This is a genomic window from Enterobacter sp. EC_64 (genome assembly GCF_019584165.1).
Taxonomy (GTDB): domain Bacteria; phylum Pseudomonadota; class Gammaproteobacteria; order Enterobacterales; family Enterobacteriaceae; genus Enterobacter; species Enterobacter roggenkampii.
This window is the reverse complement of sequence record NZ_VDAS01000023.1, coordinates 50,991-70,465: the sequence shown is the minus strand read 5'-3', so window position 1 is coordinate 70,465 and position 19,475 is coordinate 50,991. Positions and strand designations below refer to the sequence as shown.

At 55.6% G+C, this 19,475-nt stretch carries 18 protein-coding genes; 5 read left to right on the top strand and 13 right to left on the bottom strand.

The genetic code is table 11. The features are described 5' to 3' along the window. The first annotated feature begins 13 nt into the window (after positions 1–13). The gene (cobB, locus tag FHC52_RS17465; RefSeq protein WP_008500769.1) at positions 14–835 is read left to right on the top strand and encodes a Sir2 family NAD+-dependent deacetylase; all 822 of its coding nucleotides are present in this window, start codon (positions 14–16) and stop codon (positions 833–835) included. A gap of 45 nt (positions 836–880) precedes the next feature. Here the strand turns inward: cobB and FHC52_RS17460 are convergent, their stop codons facing one another. After that, positions 881–2,812 carry a methyl-accepting chemotaxis protein gene (locus tag FHC52_RS17460; RefSeq protein ID WP_213373921.1) on the bottom strand — a complete coding sequence of 644 codons (1,932 nt, stop codon included), beginning with the start codon at positions 2,810–2,812 and terminating at the stop codon, positions 881–883. A 237-nt stretch (positions 2,813–3,049) separates the two neighbouring features. Between FHC52_RS17460 and FHC52_RS17455 the strand changes: the two genes are divergently transcribed. After that, on the top strand, positions 3,050–4,279 hold the full coding sequence (locus tag FHC52_RS17455) for an EAL and HDOD domain-containing protein (protein ID WP_220420160.1): 1,230 nt from the start codon (positions 3,050–3,052) through the stop codon (positions 4,277–4,279). A 47-nt stretch (positions 4,280–4,326) separates the two neighbouring features. On the opposite strand, the gene potD is transcribed toward FHC52_RS17455, so the two are convergent. The 4 genes from potD to potA are packed head-to-tail and all read right to left on the bottom strand — an operon-like array spanning position 4,327 to position 8,135. Then, the gene (gene potD / locus FHC52_RS17450) at positions 4,327–5,361 is read right to left on the bottom strand and encodes a spermidine/putrescine ABC transporter substrate-binding protein PotD (protein WP_008500766.1); all 1,035 of its coding nucleotides are present in this window, start codon (positions 5,359–5,361) and stop codon (positions 4,327–4,329) included. Then, a complete protein-coding gene (gene potC, locus FHC52_RS17445; protein ID WP_008500765.1) occupies positions 5,358–6,149 on the bottom strand; it encodes a spermidine/putrescine ABC transporter permease PotC in 792 nt (263 codons plus the stop codon). The genes potD and potC overlap by 4 nt, the downstream gene beginning before the upstream one ends. Further along, complete coding sequence (gene potB / locus FHC52_RS17440; protein WP_023327123.1) at positions 6,146–7,003, bottom strand: spermidine/putrescine ABC transporter permease PotB; 858 nt, start codon at positions 7,001–7,003, stop codon at positions 6,146–6,148. The genes potC and potB overlap by 4 nt, the downstream gene beginning before the upstream one ends. Further along, a complete protein-coding gene (gene potA / locus FHC52_RS17435; protein WP_172513275.1) occupies positions 6,987–8,135 on the bottom strand; it encodes a spermidine/putrescine ABC transporter ATP-binding protein PotA in 1,149 nt (382 codons plus the stop codon). The genes potB and potA overlap by 17 nt, the downstream gene beginning before the upstream one ends. 237 nt (positions 8,136–8,372) lie before the next feature. Here potA and pepT point away from each other — a divergent pair, with 237 nt between their 5' ends. Beyond that, entirely contained in the window at positions 8,373–9,596 is a 1,224-nt protein-coding gene (gene pepT / locus FHC52_RS17430) for a peptidase T (RefSeq protein ID WP_023327125.1), read from the top strand. Between the two features lie 95 nt (positions 9,597–9,691). Continuing rightward, positions 9,692–10,183, top strand: coding sequence for an REP-associated tyrosine transposase (locus FHC52_RS17425; RefSeq protein ID WP_094943561.1), 492 nt, complete (start codon positions 9,692–9,694; stop codon positions 10,181–10,183). A gap of 90 nt (positions 10,184–10,273) precedes the next feature. Here FHC52_RS17425 and FHC52_RS17420 read toward each other — a convergent pair whose 3' ends face one another. From FHC52_RS17420 to rluE, 8 genes are all read right to left on the bottom strand, one after another. Further along, positions 10,274–11,395, bottom strand: a complete 1,122-nt coding sequence (locus FHC52_RS17420) for a cupin domain-containing protein (protein WP_023327127.1) — start codon at positions 11,393–11,395, stop codon at positions 10,274–10,276. Positions 11,396–11,486: 91 nt separating this feature from the next. Next, positions 11,487–12,950 carry a two-component system sensor histidine kinase PhoQ gene (gene phoQ / locus FHC52_RS17415; protein WP_008500759.1) on the bottom strand — a complete coding sequence of 488 codons (1,464 nt, stop codon included), beginning with the start codon at positions 12,948–12,950 and terminating at the stop codon, positions 11,487–11,489. Continuing rightward, positions 12,951–13,622, bottom strand: a complete 672-nt coding sequence (gene phoP, locus FHC52_RS17410; protein ID WP_025911763.1) for a two-component system response regulator PhoP — start codon at positions 13,620–13,622, stop codon at positions 12,951–12,953. A gap of 123 nt (positions 13,623–13,745) precedes the next feature. Further along, positions 13,746–15,116 (bottom strand): adenylosuccinate lyase, encoded by a 1,371-nt coding sequence (gene purB / locus FHC52_RS17405; RefSeq protein WP_008500757.1) that lies wholly within the window; start codon positions 15,114–15,116, stop codon positions 13,746–13,748. Between the two features lie 19 nt (positions 15,117–15,135). Continuing rightward, positions 15,136–15,765, bottom strand: coding sequence for a high frequency lysogenization protein HflD (gene hflD, locus FHC52_RS17400; RefSeq protein WP_008500756.1), 630 nt, complete (start codon positions 15,763–15,765; stop codon positions 15,136–15,138). A gap of 28 nt (positions 15,766–15,793) precedes the next feature. Beyond that, entirely contained in the window at positions 15,794–16,906 is a 1,113-nt protein-coding gene (gene mnmA, locus FHC52_RS17395) for a tRNA 2-thiouridine(34) synthase MnmA (protein WP_021241033.1), read from the bottom strand. A gap of 40 nt (positions 16,907–16,946) precedes the next feature. Beyond that, positions 16,947–17,420, bottom strand: a complete 474-nt coding sequence (locus FHC52_RS17390) for an NUDIX hydrolase (RefSeq protein ID WP_126288003.1) — start codon at positions 17,418–17,420, stop codon at positions 16,947–16,949. Positions 17,421–17,429: 9 nt separating this feature from the next. Further along, positions 17,430–18,083: a 23S rRNA pseudouridine(2457) synthase RluE gene (gene rluE, locus FHC52_RS17385; RefSeq protein ID WP_008500753.1), complete on the bottom strand. Its 654-nt coding sequence runs from the start codon at positions 18,081–18,083 to the stop codon at positions 17,430–17,432. Between the two features lie 117 nt (positions 18,084–18,200). Between rluE and icd the strand changes: the two genes are divergently transcribed. Continuing rightward, positions 18,201–19,451 (top strand): NADP-dependent isocitrate dehydrogenase, encoded by a 1,251-nt coding sequence (gene icd / locus FHC52_RS17380; RefSeq protein ID WP_023292761.1) that lies wholly within the window; start codon positions 18,201–18,203, stop codon positions 19,449–19,451. Positions 19,452–19,475: the final 24 nt, after the last annotated feature.

The following is a 19,475-nucleotide window of genomic DNA, read 5'->3' as shown; positions in this document are numbered from 1 at the left end:
TTACGAGGTTTCTATGCTGTCGCGTCGCCAGGGTCGACTCAGCCGTTTTCGCAAAAATAAACGCCGCTTGCGTGAGCGCTTGCGCCAGCGGATCTTTTTTAGAGACAGAATGATGCCAGAAGCGATGGATAAACCCAGAGTGGTGGTGCTGACCGGGGCGGGGATCTCCGCCGAGTCAGGAATTCGAACCTTCCGCGCGGCGGACGGGCTGTGGGAAGAGCACCGCGTGGAGGATGTCGCCACGCCGGAAGGCTTTGCCCGCGACCCGGATCTCGTGCAGGCGTTTTACAACGCCCGCCGTCGTCAGCTTCAGCAGCCTGACGTCGCGCCGAATGCCGCGCATCTGGCGCTGGCGAAGCTGGAAGAGGCGCTGGGCGATCGTTTTCTGCTGGTGACGCAGAATATCGACAACCTGCATGAGCGAGCCGGTAACAGGAACATCATCCATATGCACGGTGAGCTGCTCAAGGTTCGCTGCGCCTGGAGCGGTCAGGTGCTGGACTGGAAAGAGGACGTGCTGCCGGAGGATAAGTGCCACTGCTGCCAGTTCCCGTCGCGCCTGCGTCCGCACGTGGTCTGGTTCGGCGAAATGCCGCTGGGAATGGATGAGATCTACAGCGCGCTGGCGATGGCCGACGTGTTTATCGCCATCGGCACATCCGGCCATGTTTATCCGGCGGCGGGGTTTGTCCACGAAGCGCGGCTGCACGGTGCGCATACGGTTGAACTCAATCTTGAGCCGAGCCAGGTGGGCAGCGAGTTTGAAGAAAAACACTACGGCCTGGCAAGCACGGTTGTTCCGGAATTTGTCGACAAGCTGCTGAAAGGGCTGTAACGCTCATCGCGTGAAAAGGCACCCGCCGGGCGGGTGCCTTTTTATTTAAGAATGAAAGAACGCCAGCGTCTTCTCCAGCGATTTAGCCTGCTCGTCCAGCGAGAGCGCCGCCGCTGAGATCTGCTGAACCAGTGAAGCGTTCTGCTGGGTGGTGCTGTCCATCTGGTTGACGGCGGTACTGACCTGGCTAATCCCCCGATTCTGTTCGTCCAGCGCCTGAACAATGTCGTTGATGACCAGATGCACGTGCGACACCGCCTCAATCACCTGTTTCATCATCACGCCAGTTTCATTGACCAGCTCGACGCCTTTGCTGACGCGGCCTGAGGACTCGGCAATCAGCTGAGAGATCTCTTTGGCCGCGTTAGCGCTTCGCTGGGCAAGATTGCGCACTTCACCTGCGACTACCGCGAAACCGCGTCCCTGTTCACCTGCGCGCGCCGCTTCAACGGCCGCATTCAGCGCCAGAATATTGGTCTGGAAGGCGATGCCGTCGACGATACTGTTAATCTCACCGATCTTGCGCGCGCTCTCATCAATCTCGCCGATCACCACGACCACGTCGTTCACCAGCGTTTCGCCATGCCCGGCAAGGCTCGCGGCGCGATCGGTCAGAGTGGTCGCCTTGTGGGCGTTGTCGGCATTGTTCTTCACCGTAACCGAAATCTCTTCCATGCTGGCAGCGGTTTCAACAATCGCCGCCGCCTGTTCCTCGGTACGCGAGGCGAGGTCAAGGTTGCCCGCCGAAATTTCGCTGGTCCCGCCGTGCACGGAGTGGCTGGCTTCGCTGATGTTGTCGACGATGCGCTTGAGCTGCGTCTGCATGGTGTGCAGGGCATAAAAAATGCTGTGGGTATCCCCGGATCGCACCGGGATGGTGTTGTTCAGATCCCCGCGGGCGACGGCCAGGGCGATCCCGGCGGCCTCGGAAGGTTCTCCCCCCACCGGACGATCAACCTTGCGGGTAAAGATCTGGGCCATCACCAGGCTAACCGCAACGATGCTTAACACCATCATGACGATGGCCTTCAGTAAAAATGCGCGCGCTTCGGCCATCACTTCGCTGACCGGGGTGATGATGGCGAGTTTCCACGGCGTCTGGCTATTGCCGACGGCGATCGCCTGCCAGGTGATAAACACCTCTTCTTTCAGCAGCGGATCGTTTACCCGAGTGACGTCATGTCCTGCAATGTGACCCGCGTAAGGCTTGCCTGCCGCACCTTTGTCCGGGCTGGACACCACGTTATTGCCCGCAGACAGGAGCAGGGCGTAGCCTGTGCCGTTCCACGGTTTAATGGCGCCAATCATGGACTGCAGCGTGGCGAGCGAGAAGTCAGAGGTGACTGAGCCCAGAAAATGACCGTCACGCATGATGGGGGCGGCAATTGAGGTGAGCATCACGTCCACGCCGTTGTAGGGGTAAATATAGGGTTCGATGATCACATCTTTATGCCGCTGTTTCGGCAACAGATAGTAATCACCGCTGCCGGGCGTTTCGATGTCCGTCAGCAGGTGCAATGTCGGTTTGCCGGTGGCATCGCGGTCGACGTAGCGGGCGTAGCGCCCGGCAGGATCTTCACCGCTCTGACCGGCAAAGACGGCATCTTTATCGTCAAACGCGTTGGGCTCAAAGGCCATCGACATGGAGAGAAACGACGGGTGAGCCGAGAGGTAGTGGACGAGCAGCTGGTTCAGGCTCTGGCGGTCGGAAATGCCCGCTTCGCGCAACGCGAGGGCGCTGTTGCCCATATCCCGGGCGGCAGTCAGGGCAGAATCCAGCTGTTTGCTGACCTGTAAAGCGTGTACCTCGGCTATCTGGCGGATATGGTTTTTGGCCAGCACCTCTTGCTGCGCCATCCATTGCCACATCATAAACCCGATCGTTGCCGTAAAGCCCACCGTCACGGTGAGGAAAATGGACAATAGCATCAACGTCTTGACTCTTATTTTTTGTCTTCGGACCATGGCGTCTTTCATTCTCATCTCCCGTAATGTCGTGCATGTCGGGCAGGCACACAGTACTTATCGGATATTTCGTTCTCTTTCTGTAGAGCGCCGGATATATTTAATTTAAATTCCAGAATATTAAATCCTGTTAATTAGTGTGGATGCTTTTATTTTGTGCATTCAATCAAAATAGCGCTCGATAATGCTCGTTATCATCGTGTAGAAAGAGGATGCTAATAAATATTAAGTGGTAGAGGAGGATGGGATATGTACGGATTTATCGCGCGACAACCCATTTTTAACCCTGAAATGAATACCGTAGCCTATGAGCTGCTTTTCAGAGACGGGATGACAAATCGTTTTCCGGATGTGTCGGCAGAATATGCCACGTCCAGGATGATATCAGATCAGTTCTTATGTGTGCCGTCCCAGCGCATTGCCGGGGCACATACGTCGTTTATTAATTTCCCTTCAAGGATGGTTATTGACCGCAGTGGAGAAGCGCTTGATAAAGAGAGCGTGGTGATTGAAATCCTTGAAGATGCTGTGCCGGGGGCCGAACTGCTGCAGGCCGTCAGGGAGATGAATGCGTACGGCTATCAGTTTGCGCTTGATGATTTCACCCTTGCGCCAGAATGGGATGTTTTTTTACCCTATATTTCAATCCTGAAATTTGACGTCAGAAATTATACCTTAGCGCAAATTAAAGAGTATCTGAAAGTACGTAAACATCTGACCGGTCATATTAAATATCTTGCTGAAAAAATTGAGACTAAAGAGGAATTCAACCAATACAGAGACGAGGGATTTTCCCTTTTTCAGGGCTATTTTTTCTGCCGTCCGGAGGTCATTAAATATAAACGGCTGTCGCAAAATCAGCTGGCGATTTTTCGGCTGCAAATGGAGGTTGGACGCAATAAACCTGATTTTCGAATCATCGAGTCGTTGATAAAAACCGATCTCACGCTCTCTTATAAAATCATGCGCTATATGAAGCATACGGCGTTTAAGCATGTCGGCGCCTGTAATTTCAGCAAGTTAACCCTGAGCGAGGTGCTCAGGTATCTTGGCGAAAACCAGCTCCGACGGTTTGTTGCCGTCGTGGTCCTCGCCAGTGCGGGCAATGACACCGTCAGCGAGCTTTACCCGCTGAGTATGATGCGCGGCAAATTCTGCGAACTGCTAGCTGAGACGATGAACGAACCTACTCTGGCTGAAAATGCGTTCATGTGCGGCCTGTTTTCTCTGCTCGATACCCTCCTGGAGCTTCCGATGGCAGAGCTGATGAAGCAAATTGCGGTACCGCAGAGCGTGAGCAACGCGCTGTGCCACCAGGAGGGACGGTTAGCCGACATGATTAACCTCTGCCGTTACTATGAACAGCAGCGGTGGGACGAGGCGACCCGGGTTCGTCAGGCGCTGGGCCTGTCAGATGAAGAGGTGGTTGAGGCGATGCGAAAGGCGACGCTCTGGGCTGGAGAGAATACGGTCAGTTAATCCTTCCTCACGCCGCGCAGGCGGCGTGAGGAAGAGCGCGATACCGGTTAGCGGCCCGCTTTTAACTTCTGGTAATACTCTTCATAGAGGCGGCTGGCGTCGCCGACATCGTTCTGCCACTCACCTTTGCTGATGGTTTCCGCATCCGGGTAGAGCGACTTATCGTTAGCCACTTCAGGCTTCAGCAGCTTGCGTGCGGCCAGGTTTGGCGTCGGGTAGCCAATCGTCTCGGCAACCTGTTTCGCCACGTCCGGGCGCAGCAGGAAGTTAATCAGCTTCAGCGCCCCATCCACATTTTTCGCGTTAGCCGGAATGGAGAGGCTGTCCATCCAGAAGATCCCGCCTTCTTTTGGCCAGACTACCTCAAGCGGCGTACCGGCCTGGCGGGCCACATACGCGGAGCCGTTCCACACCATCCCCAGGTTTACTTCGCCTTCCATATACGGGTTTGCCGGGTTATCAGAGTTGAATGCCGCCACGTTAGGCATCAGCTTTTTCAGCTCGGCATATGCCGCTTCAATCTCTTTAGGATCCGTCGTGTTGCCAGAGTAGCCAAGCTTGCGCAGCGCCACCTGGAAGACTTCGCGCGCGTCGTCGGTCAACAGCAGGCTGCCTTTGTATTGCGGTTTCCACAGATCGGCCCAGCTTGTCACCGATTTCGGATCGACGGCCTCGCTGTTAACGCCAATCGCGGTTGCCCCCCAGATATACGGAATGGAGTAGTCGTTATTTGGGTCAAACGGCTTGTTGAGCATCTCCGGATCGAGGTTTGAAAAATGGGTTAGCTTCGTTTTGTCGATCTTCTGGATCATGCCTTCTTTGCGCATTTTGTCGACAAAATAGGTGGACGGAACCACCAGATCGTACGCGCCATCTTTGTAGGTTTTGAGCTTGGCGTACATGGTTTCATTCGACTCGTAGGTCGAGTAGATCACCTTGATGCCCGTCTCCTTGGTGAACTGCTCCAGCAGGCCCGGCGGCACGTATTCGGTCCAGTTGTAGAAGTAGAGCGTTTTGCTGTCATCAGCGTGCGCGGCACCCATGCCAAGCACCAGCGCCGCAGCGGCGAGCATTTTTTTCATTTCATTGTCCCCTGAGATTTTGTTTTATCACGAGCAATAACCTGGCTGGCGATCACCAGAACCAGCGAAAACACCAGCAGAATGGTCGCCAGCGCGTTCACCTCAGGTGAGACGCCGACTTTCACCATTGAATAGATCTTCAACGGCAGAATTTCATAGCTCGGCCCGGTCACGAAGGAGGAGACTACCACGTCATCCATCGACAGGGTGAAGCTAAGCAGCCATCCGGCCGCCACGGCAGGCATCGCCAGCGGCAGAATGATTTTACGCAGGATGGTCATCTCGCTGGCACCCAGATCTTTCGCCGCCTCCAGCATGCGCACGTCGAACCCTTTAAGACGCGCAAAGACGGTCACCACCACAAACGGCAGGCAGAAGGTGATATGCGAGAACAGCAGCGACCAGAAGCCAAGCTGTACGCCCAGCAGCATGAACAGCACCAGCAGCGAAATCGCCATCACGATGTCCGGCGACATCATCACCACAAACAGCATGCCGCTGACGAACGGCTTACCGCGAAAGCGATAGCGGTAGAGCGCCACGGCGGTCAGGGATCCAATCAGCGTGGCGAAGGTGGCGGAGAAGATCGCCATCGTCAGCGAGTGCTGCGCGGCCTGCAGCAGGCTGTCATTGTTCATCAGCAGGCTGTACCAGTCGGTGGTAAAGCCCTGCCAGTTAATCCCAAAGCGCGAGCTGTTAAACGAGTTCACGATCAAAATAATGATCGGGATATACAGGTAAGCGTAAATGGCGGTCATAAAACCGCCGCGAAGCAGTCGACCGATCATTCGAGTTCCACCTTCTTGTTCAGCAGCCGTGAGGCGCGCCAGTAAACCAGCAGCATCAGACCCATCACCACCGTCAACGTAATGCTGGTGGCGGAGCCGAACGGCCAGTCGCGAATGTTGAGGAACTGACTCTTGATCACATTCCCAATCAGCAGGTTTTTCGCGCCACCCATCAGGTCCGAAACGTAGAACAGCCCCATGGCCGGAAGCATGACCAACAGACAGCCCGCGATAATGCCGGGCATGGTCAGCGGAATGATAATGCGGATAAAGGTCTGGAACTTGCTGGCACCCAGATCTTTTGCCGCTTCCAGCAGCGGTTTATCCAGCTTTTCAATGCTGGAGTAGAGCGGCATCACCATAAACGGCAGCAGGATATAGACCAGACCCACAATCACCGCGCTCGGGGTAAACATGATGCGGATCGGCGTATCAATCACCCCCAGCCACAGCAGAAATTCATTGAGGTAGCCTTTGGTGCTGAGGAAGATTTTCAGCCCGTAGATGCGAATCAGCGAGTTGGTCCAGAACGGCACAATCAGCAGAAACAACAGCAGCGGACGCACCTTTTGCGGCAGACCCGCGAGGAACCATGCGAACGGATAACCCAGCACCAGGCAGGCAATGGTGGCAATCAGCGCCATATTGAGCGAATGCAGCAGCACGTCAAAATAGAGCGGATCGAGCAGGCGCGCGTAGTTGTCCAGCGTAAAAACCAGCGAAACGAATTTTGCGTCGTCACGGGTCAGGAAGCTGGTGGCGATGATCATCAGGTTGGGTAAAAAGACAAACAACACAAGCCAACCGACGATCGTGGCAATCACCACATTCTGGAACTTACTTGTGTTCTTCATCAGCCAGTACAACCTCCCAGCTTTCTACCCAGTTGATAACCATTTTCTGGTCGAGAGAGTGGTCGAAGTCCGGGTCGTCCTCGTTAAAGAACTCGCTGACCATCACCATTTTGCCGTTCTCCAGCTCGACGACAGACTCCAGCGTCATCCCTTTGTAGTTGCGCTCGCGGATATAGCCGATTAACCCTTCGGCCTCGGTATTGCCGTGAATTTCATCGACGCGCAGATCTTCCGGGCGCAGCAGAACGTTGAGCTTTTGTCCCTTTTCGACGGGGAAATTCACCGTGATGACGCACTCGCGTCCTTCGACGCACGCGCGAACGCGCTGGTCGTCCAGGCGCTCAATCACCGTGGCGTCGAAGATATTGATCTCACCAATGAAGCTGGCGACAAACAGATTTTTCGGCTCTTCGTAGATTTCACGCGGCGTGCCGTCCTGCTCGATTTTGCCGTCGCGCATCACCACGATGCGGTCGGACATGGTCAGGGCTTCTTCCTGGTCGTGGGTGACGAAGACAAAGGTAATGCCGAGCTTGCGCTGCAGGGCTTTAAGCTCGTTCTGCATCTGCTTGCGCAGCTTGTAATCCAGCGCGGAGAGGGATTCATCCAGCAGGAGCAGACGCGGCTTGTTGACCACGGCGCGGGCGATGGCCACGCGCTGCTGCTGGCCGCCGGAAAGCTGATGCGGTTTTCGCTGGGCAAACGTCTCGAGCTGCACCATGCGCAGGGCTTCGGTGACGCGCGGTTCGATTTCATTCGCCGGGGTTTTTTGCATCCGCAGGCCAAACGCCACGTTTTCAAACACGGTCATGTGCGGGAAGAGGGCATAGCTCTGAAAGACAGTGTTGACGTGGCGGTCTTCGGCGGGAACCTGGGTGATGTCCTGACTTTCAAGATGGATATGGCCGTTATCGACGCTCTCCAGCCCGGCGATAAGGCGCAGTACGGTTGTTTTGCCGCAGCCGGAGGGGCCAAGCAGCGTCAGAAACTCACCGTCATTGATGGTGAGAGTGAGGTCGGATATGACGTCTTTGCCATCAAAACTTTTACGAATTCGTTCCAGTTGCACCAGCGGTGAACGTGAACGGGATTGTGTATTCAATTTTTGCGCTGTCCCATATAGACGCCTCAGGCAGCAGACTGAAGCGGGGTTTGTGTGTAACCACCTTGGTGACTCGTAATGAGGGCGGACATTCTACGGCAATCCCCCGCAATCGCCAATCCTTGTCACTGATTCATAAGCTACATTTACTAACGCACAACGATATAAACGTAAAATATTCTCGTTTGCGGGATAAAAGTGACCTGACGCAATATTTGCGTTTTGATGCTTAATGATAATGTTGTCACAAAAAGTGAGGGTGACTGCATGGATAAATTACTTGAGCGTTTTTTACAGTACGTTTCGCTGGATACCCAATCTAAGCCGGGTGTTCGCCAGGTGCCGAGCACCGAAGGCCAGTGGAAGCTATTAAACCTGCTTAAAGAGCAGCTTGACGCCATGGGGCTGGTCAACGTCACGTTAAGCGAGAAAGGCACTGTGATGGGAACGCTGCCGGCGAATGTCGACGGGGATATCCCGGCGATTGGCTTTATCTCCCATGTCGACACCTCTCCGGATTTTAGCGGTAAACATGTGAACCCGCAGATTGTTGAAAACTACCGCGGCGGCGACATTGCGCTGGGCATTGGCGACGAAGTGCTCTCGCCCGTGATGTTCCCGGTGCTGCACCAGCTGCTCGGTCAGACGCTGATCACCACCGATGGTAAAACGCTGCTGGGGGCGGATGACAAAGCGGGCATCGCGGAGATCATGACGGCGCTGGCGGTGCTGAAGGGCAACGATATTCCGCACGGCGATATCCGCGTGGCCTTTACGCCGGATGAAGAGGTCGGCAAGGGCGCGAAGCACTTCGACGTGGACGCCTTTAACGCCCAGTGGGCCTACACCGTCGACGGTGGCGGCGTCGGTGAGCTGGAGTATGAAAACTTCAATGCCGCGTCAGTCACGATCAAAATTGTCGGGAACAACGTTCACCCAGGCTCTGCCAAAGGCGTCATGGTCAACGCGCTGTCGCTGGCGTCGCGTATTCATGCAGAAGTCCCGGCGGAAGAGAGCCCCGAACAGACCGAAGGGTATGAAGGTTTCTATCACCTGACCAGCATCAAAGGCACCGTGGACAGCGCGCAGATGCACTACATCATCCGCGATTTTGACCGTAAAGCCTTTGAGGCGCGCAAGCGCAAGATGATGGAGATCGCCAAGAAGGTGGGCAAGGGCCTGCATCCTGACTGCTATATCGAGCTCATCATCGAAGACAGCTATTACAATATGCGCGAGAAGGTGATGGCGCATCCGCATATTCTCGATATCGCCCAGCAGGCGATGCGCGACTGCGATATTGAACCGGTATTAAAACCGATTCGCGGCGGTACCGACGGTTCTCAGCTGTCGTTTATGGGACTACCGTGCCCGAACCTGTTTACCGGTGGCTATAACTACCACGGTAAACATGAGTTTGTGACGCTGGAAGGGATGGAAAAGGCGGTGAAGGTGATAGTGCGGATAGCTGAGTTGACCGCTAAACGCTAAAAAATGCCCGGTGGCGCTGCGCTTACCGGGCCTACGATCCGAATGTAGGCCGGGTAAGGCAAAGCCGCCACCCGGCAATGAGGCAAGGAGTGCCCATGTCAAACTACCGTCGCCATTACGTCCCCGGTGGCACCTGGTTTTTCACCGTTAACCTGCAAAACCGTCAGAGCGATTTGCTTACCCGCCATATCGATAGCCTGCGTTCCGCCACCTCAACGGTTAAGCGTGCGAAGCCCTTCACCATCAACGCGTGGGTTATTTTGCCTGAACATATGCACTGTATCTGGAGCCTACCGGACGGGGACAGTGATTTTTCCGCCCGCTGGCGGGATATCAAAAAGACATTCAGCCGCAGCATCGACATGCGCTATATCTGGCAGCCACGATTCTGGGAGCACACTATCCGCAACGAAGAGGACTACCGGCGGCATGTGGATTACATTTATATCAATCCGCTGAAGCATGGCTATGTCAGTAAAGTCAGCGACTGGCCGTTTTCAACGTTTCATCGGGACGTGGCTGAAGGGTTGTATCCGGTGGATTGGGCAGGAGAGATTGAGGATTTTGCCGCGGGGGAGCGGAAGTGAAAAGCCGGGTGGCGGCTACGCCTTACCCGGCCTACAAAAGCTCGATCCCGTAGGCCCGGTAAGCGCAGCGCCACCGGGCATTAAAGCGACTCAGTCCTCAAAGAACCAGTACCCGCTGTTGACCAGCGCGGCCAGCATCGCGAGGAAGGACGGGTCTTCCAGCGCATCGCCAAAGGTATCGGCAGTCAGCACCAGATGGCTGGCAATCGCTTCCAGTGCCGGACGGTGTGGAGAGTCCAGCTTCTCGCCGTTGACGAACACATCCTCACCAATGCGCAGCACGCGCAACCCGCCCAGGCGCGTCAGCTTGTCGCCTTGCTGAAGCGCATCGTAAATCTCGTCCGCCTGATACGGCGGCTCCGGAGGCGCAACGTCCAGCTCGTGGCGGGACTGGCTAATAAACTCGCCAAACCACTGACGGAAATGTTCCGGCTCGTTAATCAGATCCAGCATCATGCCGCGCAGCTTATCCAGCTCCTCAGGCAGGATGTCTGCCGGGTGCTCACGCGCAGGCACGTCGGGATCGCTGTAACGATAGCTGCCCAGCTCGCGCTGCAGAACATAGTCGGCAAATCCGCTGATCATCTCGCGGCCGCTTGGCGCGCGGAACCCGACGGAGTAGTTGAGGGAATTCTCCAGGGAGTAACCTTCGTGAGGGAATCCCGGCGGGATGTAGAGAATGTCGCCCGGCTCCAGCTCTTCGTCGATAATCCCTTCAAACGGATCAACCTGAAGCAGGTCCGGATGCGGACAGTGCTGCTTCATCGGCACTTTTTCGCCCACGCGCCAGCGGCGGCGGCCCGTACCCTGAATAATAAACACGTCGTACTGGTCCAGATGCGGACCGACGCCACCGCCCGGCACGGAGAAGGAGATCATCAGATCGTCCATGCGCCAGTCGGGCAGGGCGCGGAACGGACGCATTAATGCGGCCGTCGGCTCATGCCAGTGGTTTACAGCCTGTACCAGCAGCGACCAGTTGTTTTCACCGAGATGATCGTAGCTTTCGAAAGGACCGTGGCTAACCTGCCATTTCCCGTCCTGGTGGCTGACCAGGCGGCTGTCGACTTCGTTTTCCATGGCCAGACCGGCCAGCTCGTCAGGCGAGATAGGGTCGACAAAATTGCTGAACCCGCGTTTCAGAACGACCGGGCGTTTTTGCCAGTAACGTTCAATAAACTCGGGCCAGTTAAGCGTTAAGTGATAATCCATATTTTTTTATTCCGCAGGCTCTTACTGACTCGGATTATAACGGAAGCTCAGCCCCCCGGCTGCGAGATCCTCGCATTTTTCACATAACGGGTTAACTATCGTTCGATGTGGGCTGCTGGCGACCAAAAATGACCTCCATTCGCGCGCCGCCCAGCAAACTTTCGCTGGTTTCGATTTTCCCGTCATACTGGTCGACAATCTCCCGGGCGACGGCTAATCCAACGCCCTGGCCAGGACGTAGCGTATCGGCGCGCTGACCGCGATCGAACACCACATCACGTTTATTGCGCGGGATCCCCGGGCCATCATCCTCCACGATGATATGCAGTTCGTTATCCGTCTGCCGCGCCGACACTTCCACGAACTCCAGACAGTATTTGCAGGCGTTATCCAGTAGGTTGCCCATCACTTCCATGAAGTCATTTTTTTCACCCACAAAGCTTATCTCTGGCGAGATATCGAGGCTGATATTCACCCCTTTACGCTGATACACCTTGTTGAGGGCGGACGTGAGGTTATCCAGAAGCGGGGCGACCGGATGCAGCTCGCGGCTCAGCAGGGCGCTGCCGGAACGCATGCTGGCGCGGTGGAGGTAATAGCCAATTTGCTGAGAAATACGGCTGATCTGCTCCAGCATCACCGGCTCGGCATCGTCGACGCTCAGCTTCGAACTGCGCATGGAACGCAGGGTGCTTTGCATCACCGCGAGCGGGGTTTTCAGGCTGTGCGTCAGATCGGTAAGCGTCGTACGGTATTTATCATAGCGTTCGCGTTCACTTTTCAGCAGGCGGTTGAGGTTACGCACCAGGCTAGTGAGCTCGCGGGTGGTTTCCGGATTAAGCTTTTCGCGATGATGTTCTTCCAGTTCGCGAACCTCTTTCGCCAGTGATTCAATGGGGCGCAGGCTCCACCACGCCGCTATCCACAGCAGCGGGATCACCAGCAGCAGATTTGCCGCCAGAACGTAGATGAACCAGCTCCAGACCATATAAGAACGCTTCAGCTCGACCGGAATGGTGTCGATCACCACGATGGTCAGCTGCGGCATGTTTAGCGTCGCCGGATAAAGGTTAATCGCAACGGAGTGCGTCATCTCCGTTTCGGCGTCGTCGGCGCGGATCTCGTTCAGCTTTTGCTGCAGGGAACGATCTTCACGGATCAGCGAGCTGGTGGTGTTGAGATCGGCTTCAATTTCGTGAAACCCGTTGGTTTTAAGCCACTCCGGACGAATGCTTTTGACCAGCCACGGAATGTCGCGTTGCGCCCACAGCAGCTTTCCCTTTTCGTTGTAAATCAGGGCGAGGGTGGGGCTTTGCTGATTAAGGTTTTCCGGCATTTCGACGGTGATTCGGTTGTCTTCCCATTTCGCAAGGGTATAAAACAGATTGCTTTCGCCGCGTAAGAGACGAAAGGTCGTTTTATCGAAGCTGACGCTGTACCCCACCAGGGCGACCATGCCGTAGGAGAGCGACAGCACCAGCACCACCGCAGCCGTTGCCAGTAAAAAACGAACCCGCAGTGAGAGGGGTAGAAGATGACGCAAAATCCGTCTCATTTAGCGTAATTCAAACAGGTAGCCCTGACCGCGGACGGTGGTAATCACATCCTGCGGGTACTGGGCCTGAATTTTCTTACGCAGTCGTCCCATCAGCACGTCAATGGTATGGCTCTCGCGCAGTTCAGCGTCAGGGTAGAGCTGAAGCATTAAAGAATCTTTACTCACCACCTTGCCGCTGTTGCGGATCAGCGTTTCCATAATCGTATATTCGAATGCGGTCAGCTTGATGACTTCATCGTTAATTGAGAGCTCGCGGCGGGAGAGATCGACCTGGAAAGGCGGGATGGAAATAACCTGCGACGCCAGCCCGCTGTTGCGACGGAGCAGCGCCTGCATGCGGGCCGCCACCTCTTCAATATGGAACGGCTTAGTGACGTAATCATCTGCGCCCGCGCTGAGCACTTCAACCTTATCCTGCCAGCCTTCACGAGCGGTCAGCACCAGAACCGGCAGGGAAACATCGTGGCTGCGCCAGCGGCGAATCAACGACAGGCCGTCCTCGTCAGGCAACCCTAAATCGACAATGGCGATATCCGGCAGGTGTTCATTGAGATAATAATCGGCTTCTTTTGCATCTTCAGCATCGTCCACCTGATGTCCCATCTCCTGAAGCTGAACCTTCAGGTGATGGCGTAGCAATGCGTTATCCTCAACAACCAGTACGCGCATCATCTTTTCTCCCAGAATAAATAGTATGAATAGTTTAACGCTGATTATGTTGCTGTGGGGATAAACATTGAGTAAACCGGGGAAAAGCAACCCCCTTTCCGGACGGAAAGGGGGGAGAGGAGATTACTTCAGCTCGTCAACCATGGTGATGGCGCGGCCAATGTAGTTCGCCGGAGTCATCGCCTTCAGGCGGGTTTTCTCTTCTTCCGGCAGCGCCAGGCCGTCGATAAACTGCTTCATACCTTCGGCATCAACGCGTTTGCCGCGGGTCAGCTCTTTCAGCTTCTCGTACGGTTTTTCGATGCCGTAACGACGCATCACGGTCTGAATCGGCTCCGCCAGCACTTCCCAGTTGTGATCCAGTTCATCCAGCAGACGGTCACGGTTCACTTCCAGCTTGCTCACGCCTTTCAGCGTGGACTGATACGCGATCAGCGCGTAGCCGATGCCCACGCCCAGGTTACGCAGTACGGTGGAGTCGGTCAGGTCGCGCTGCCAGCGGGATACCGGCAGTTTGCTCGCCATATGCTGCAGCACAGCGTTCGCCAGGCCCAGGTTACCTTCGGAGTTTTCGAAGTCGATCGGGTTCACTTTGTGCGGCATGGTGGAAGAGCCGATTTCGCCGGCGATGGTTTTCTGCTTGAAGTGGTTCAGGGCGATGTAGCCCCACACGTCACGATCGAAGTCGATCAGGATGGTGTTAAAGCGCGCGATACAGTCAAACAGCTCCGCAATATAGTCGTGTGGCTCAATCTGGGTGGTGTACGGGTTCCACTGAATGCCCAGCGAGGTCACGAACTCTTCGCTGAACTGGTGCCAGTCCACTTCCGGATACGCGGCGATGTGGGCGTTATAGTTACCGACCGCGCCGTTGATTTTGCCCAGAATTTCAACCTGTTCCAGCTGACGGTACTGGCGCTCCATACGGTACGCGACGTTCGCCATCTCTTTACCCATCGTGGATGGGGTGGCTGGCTGGCCGTGGGTACGGGAGAGCAGCGGAATGTCGCGGTATTCCACGGACAGCGCTTTCACCGCGTCGATGATTTTACGCCAGTAAGGCAGCACCACCTCTTTGCGCGCGGTGGAGAGCATCAGCGCATGAGAGAGGTTGTTGATGTCTTCGGAGGTACAGGCGAAGTGGATGAACTCAGACACGGCGTGCAGCGCAGGAACGCTTTCCACTTTCTCCTTCAGGAAGTACTCAACCGCCTTCACGTCGTGGTTGGTGGTGCGCTCAATGGTTTTAATGCGCGCGGCGTCTTGTTCGCTAAACTCGGCAACGATTTTATCAAGGTAATCGTTTGCCTTTTCGTCAAAAGCAGGAACTTCCTTGATTGCTGCCTGGGCGGCCAGCTTTTGCAGCCAGCGTACTTCAACCTGAACACGGAACTTCAGCAAACCATATTCGCTGAAGATCCCGCGCAGCGCGCTGACTTTATCGCCGTAGCGTCCGTCGACAGGGGATACGGCGGTCAGTGAGGATAATTCCATAATTCGCAACTCCGGGAGGTTAACAATGAGCAAGAATTTGTTTTGCCTGAGTGGTCAGGCGATTACGAGAAAACATTAGCTGCAGGCGGCCACCGCCAACCTGGTGCCACAGCACGGCGGCACGGATCCCTGCCAGCAGGGAGGCGCGTACTTTTGCCTGTACCTGCGGGCTTTGCAGCACGGCAGGGGAGCCGGTGACCTGAATCCGTGGGCCCAGCGGGCTGATGACGTCAACATAAATGCCGGCCATGGCGCTCAGCAGCGTGTCGGACTGCAGGTCAAAATGGTCAAGCTGACGCTGTAACCCGGCAATGCGATCGCCCAGGGTATTAAGCGCGCCTTTTGCTGCGCTCAGCTTACGCTCCAGCACCATCAGGCTCAACGTGTAGCGGGTCAGCTCTGCGTTTAACCCCTGACGGCTGCTGGCGTTAAGCACGCCAAGCAGGGTTTCAAGACCGAGACGAAGATTGGTTTCACTGCCACCGAACACGCCCAGGGTCGAACCGGGGTTGAGGTCGATAACGCTATTGAGTGAAACGTGCAGGGCATCAGCGTCGCAATGACCCTGATGCGCCAGCTGTTGCACCAGACGGGCTGACTGGCAAATTCCCGCCAGCGCCAGGGTGATGTCATAGTAGTTCTTCGCCACACGGTCTCCTTTATGTGTGCAAACGCTGTTAAACAGCGGGCAGCGGCAGGCGCTGTTCAATGATCCCGCCGCCCAGGCAGATTTCGCCGCTGTAGAAGACAGCGGACTGACCCGGGGTGACGGCGGCGACCGGCTCGTCGAAGCGCACGTCAATACGGTCGTCATCAAGCGCGGTAACGGTGCAAGGAATATCGGTCTGACGGTAGCGTGTTTTCACCGTGCAGCGCAGCGTGCCTTTCAGCGGCTCACGATCGACCCAGTGCAGCTGCTGCGCGATCAGGCCAACGGACATCAGACGCGGATGGTCGTGACCCTGAGCAACAACCAGAATATTGTTTTCGACATCTTTGTCGACCACGTACCACGGATCTTCGCTACCTTCTTTCGTCCCGCCGATACCCAGGCCTTTACGCTGGCCTAAGGTGTGGTACATCAGCCCCTGATGCTGGCCAATCTCTTCCCCGTCGACGGTGACAATTTTACCCGGCTGTGCGGGCAGGTAACGTCCGAGGAAATCGCGGAATTTGCGCTCGCCGATGAAGCAGATGCCGGTGGAGTCTTTTTTCTTCGCGGTGATCAGGTCCAGCTCTTCGGCGATTTTACGCACCTGAGGCTTTTCCAGCTCGCCAACCGGGAACAGGCTCTGGGCGATTTGCTCGTGGCTCAGCGTATAGAGGAAGTAGCTTTGATCTTTGTTGCCGTCCAGACCGCGCAGCAGCTGGCTTTTGCCATTCACGTCAGCGCGACGCACGTAGTGACCGGTCGCAATGTAGTCTGCGCCCAGATCTTCCGCGGCGAATTCCAGGAAGGCCTTAAATTTGATCTCTTTGTTGCACAGAATATCCGGGTTCGGCGTACGGCCCGCTTTGTACTCTTCGAGGAAGAGTTCAAAAACGTTGTCCCAGTATTCTGCGGCAAAGTTAACGGTGTGCAGTTCAATGCCGAGCTTATCGCACACGGCCTGCGCATCGGCGAGATCCGCTGCGGCAGTGCAGTATTCCTCGCCGTCATCTTCCTCCCAGTTCTTCATGAACAGGCCCTCCACCTTATAGCCCTGTTGCTGTAACAGGTAGGCGGAAACGGAGGAATCGACACCGCCGGACATGCCGACGATCACTTTTTTCTGGCTGTTATCTGACATGGAATACTCACGACATTGAACTTCAAGGCGGCGTATTCTATCACGCCCCCCCACCATTGGCACCCTCTGTAAACGGCCAGTTAAATGCGCCGATGACATCCAGCGACAAGCGTGCGCCTGACTGCCAGCAGCGGATGCTTTCCGCAACCAGCGGCGAGCGCAGGTTTGGCGCGTTCAGGATCTCGTCGGCGGTGACCCACAGACAGCGGTCGATATCGTTATCCTGCGGTTCAGTGGCGCACGTTTCGCTAAGCTCAACGGCAAATAAAAAACGCAGGAACGGCGTGTGGTCGGGGGCAATCCACTGGTGCATACGAATGAAGTGCTGGGGCTCGGCGTGAATACCGGTCTCTTCCCACAGCTCGCGTTTTGCCGCCTGCAGGAGGGTCTCATTGGCTTCAAGGTGCCCGGCAGGCTGATTCCACAGCGCTTTGCCGTTAATGCTCTCTTCGACAACAAGGAATTTCCCCCGGGCGTGGACCACGCAGGCAACCGTGACATGAGGTTTAAACATAGTGACTCCTTAAGAGGTAACGTCCCGCCATTCACCGTTTGCCAGCGTTTCCAGGGTGTAGTTGCCCATGGCGTAACGAATCAGGCGCAGGGTGGGGAAGCCGACGTGTGCGGTCATGCGCCGAACCTGGCGGTTGCGGCCTTCATAAAGGGTGATTTTGAGCCAGCTTGTCGGAATCGATTTGCGTTCGCGGATAGGCGGGTTACGCGGCCACAGCCACTCCGGTTCATTCACGCGTTCAATACCTGCCGGCAGGGTGGGACCGTCGTTGAGCGTGACGCCTTTGCGCAATTTTTCCAGCGTCTCGTCATCCGGCTCGCCTTCTACCTGGACGAAGTAAATTTTGCCGGTGCGTTTCCCCGGCTGCGTGAGTTTCGCCTGCAGCGCGCCGTCGTTGGTCAAGACCAGCAGGCCTTCGCTGTCGCGGTCCAGACGCCCGGCCGCGTAGACCCCCTGAACCGGGATGTAGTCCTTAAGCGTGCTGCGTCCGGCTTCATCGGTGAACTGCGGCAAAACATCGTAGGGTTTATTGAACAGAATCACCCGCTTTGGCTGGGTTTCTTGCGGTCGTCTGGCGGCTTGTCGCGAGCTGAATCGCTCAACCCGGTGTTTTGTAAAAGAAGTTTTCTTCATGGTATTTTCAGGCGTTATCAATTGCCGCATTATAGCCTAATAACGAAGACCTTTCATGGCGTCGGACAATCAGGTACTATCGAAGGGCTCATTACAATTTATTAACATAAGATCAGTAACAACCAGAAGCGCTCGAAGGAGAGGTTAATGGAAAGCAAAGTAGTTGTTCCGGCGGAAGGTAAAAAGATCACCCTGCAAAACGGCAAGATTAACGTTCCTCACAATCCGATCATTCCATTCATCGAAGGTGATGGTATCGGTGTAGACGTTACCCCGGCAATGCTGAAAGTGGTTGATGCCGCTGTTGAGAAAGCCTACAAAGGCGAGCGTAAAATTTCCTGGATGGAAATTTACACCGGTGAGAAATCGACGCAAGTTTATGGCCAGGACGTCTGGCTGCCAGCCGAAACGCTGGACCTGATCCGCGACTACCGCGTTGCTATCAAAGGCCCACTGACGACGCCAGTTGGCGGCGGTATCCGTTCCCTGAACGTGGCACTGCGTCAGGAGCTGGACCTGTACGTCTGTCTGCGTCCGGTTCGTTACTATCAGGGCACCCCAAGCCCGGTTAAGCACCCGGAACTGACCGACATGGTCATCTTCCGCGAAAACTCAGAAGACATCTACGCGGGTATCGAATGGAAAGCGGACTCTGCTGATGCAGAGAAAGTGATTAAATTCCTGCGCGAAGAGATGGGCGTGAAGAAAATTCGCTTCCCTGAGCATTGCGGTATCGGCATTAAGCCGTGCTCCGAAGAAGGGACCAAGCGTCTGGTGCGCGCGGCCATCGAATATGCGATCACCAACGACCGTGACTCTGTGACCCTGGTTCACAAAGGCAACATCATGAAGTTCACCGAAGGCGCGTTCAAAGACTGGGGCTACCAGTTGGCGAAAGAAGAGTTCGGCGGTGAGCTGATCGACGGCGGCCCATGGCAGAAGATCAAAAACCCGAACACCGGCAAAGAGATCGTCATTAAAGATGTAATCGCCGATGCGTTCCTGCAGCAGATCCTGCTGCGTCCTGCGGAATACGACGTGATTGCCTGTATGAACCTGAACGGTGACTACATCTCTGACGCCCTGGCAGCTCAGGTTGGCGGTATCGGTATCGCCCCTGGCGCGAACATCGGTGACGAGTGCGCCCTGTTCGAAGCAACCCACGGTACTGCACCAAAATACGCAGGCCAGGACAAAGTGAACCCGGGCTCTATCATCCTCTCCGCAGAGATGATGCTGCGTCATATGGAATGGTTCGAAGCCGCAGACCTGATCGTTAAAGGTATGGAAGGCGCAATCAACGCGAAAACCGTAACTTACGATTTCGAACGTCTGATGGAAGGCGCTAAGCTGCTGAAATGTTCAGAGTTTGGCGACGCGATTATCGCGAACATGTAATCCAGATTCTGGGTTAAACAAGAG

What these genes read in the sequence shown, in the direction of transcription:
- icd (WP_023292761.1), top strand. Translation starts at nt 18,201, where the DNA reads ATGGAAAGCAAAGTAGTTGTTCCGGCGGAAGGTAAAAAGATCACCCTG.
- purB (WP_008500757.1), bottom strand. Translation starts at nt 15,116, where the DNA reads ATGGAATTATCCTCACTGACCGCCGTATCCCCTGTCGACGGACGCTAC.
- potB (WP_023327123.1), bottom strand. Translation starts at nt 7,003, where the DNA reads ATGAAGAACACAAGTAAGTTCCAGAATGTGGTGATTGCCACGATCGTC.
- phoP (WP_025911763.1), bottom strand. Translation starts at nt 13,622, where the DNA reads ATGCGCGTACTGGTTGTTGAGGATAACGCATTGCTACGCCATCACCTG.
- phoQ (WP_008500759.1), bottom strand. Translation starts at nt 12,950, where the DNA reads ATGAGACGGATTTTGCGTCATCTTCTACCCCTCTCACTGCGGGTTCGT.
- rluE (WP_008500753.1), bottom strand. Translation starts at nt 18,083, where the DNA reads ATGCGGCAATTGATAACGCCTGAAAATACCATGAAGAAAACTTCTTTT.
- cobB (WP_008500769.1), top strand. Translation starts at nt 14, where the DNA reads ATGCTGTCGCGTCGCCAGGGTCGACTCAGCCGTTTTCGCAAAAATAAA.
- potC (WP_008500765.1), bottom strand. Translation starts at nt 6,149, where the DNA reads ATGATCGGTCGACTGCTTCGCGGCGGTTTTATGACCGCCATTTACGCT.
- FHC52_RS17390 (WP_126288003.1), bottom strand. Translation starts at nt 17,420, where the DNA reads ATGTTTAAACCTCATGTCACGGTTGCCTGCGTGGTCCACGCCCGGGGG.
- FHC52_RS17420 (WP_023327127.1), bottom strand. Translation starts at nt 11,395, where the DNA reads ATGGATTATCACTTAACGCTTAACTGGCCCGAGTTTATTGAACGTTAC.
- FHC52_RS17460 (WP_213373921.1), bottom strand. Translation starts at nt 2,812, where the DNA reads ATGAAAGACGCCATGGTCCGAAGACAAAAAATAAGAGTCAAGACGTTG.
- potD (WP_008500766.1), bottom strand. Translation starts at nt 5,361, where the DNA reads ATGAAAAAAATGCTCGCCGCTGCGGCGCTGGTGCTTGGCATGGGTGCC.
- FHC52_RS17455 (WP_220420160.1), top strand. Translation starts at nt 3,050, where the DNA reads ATGTACGGATTTATCGCGCGACAACCCATTTTTAACCCTGAAATGAAT.
- mnmA (WP_021241033.1), bottom strand. Translation starts at nt 16,906, where the DNA reads ATGTCAGATAACAGCCAGAAAAAAGTGATCGTCGGCATGTCCGGCGGT.
- pepT (WP_023327125.1), top strand. Translation starts at nt 8,373, where the DNA reads ATGGATAAATTACTTGAGCGTTTTTTACAGTACGTTTCGCTGGATACC.
- FHC52_RS17425 (WP_094943561.1), top strand. Translation starts at nt 9,692, where the DNA reads ATGTCAAACTACCGTCGCCATTACGTCCCCGGTGGCACCTGGTTTTTC.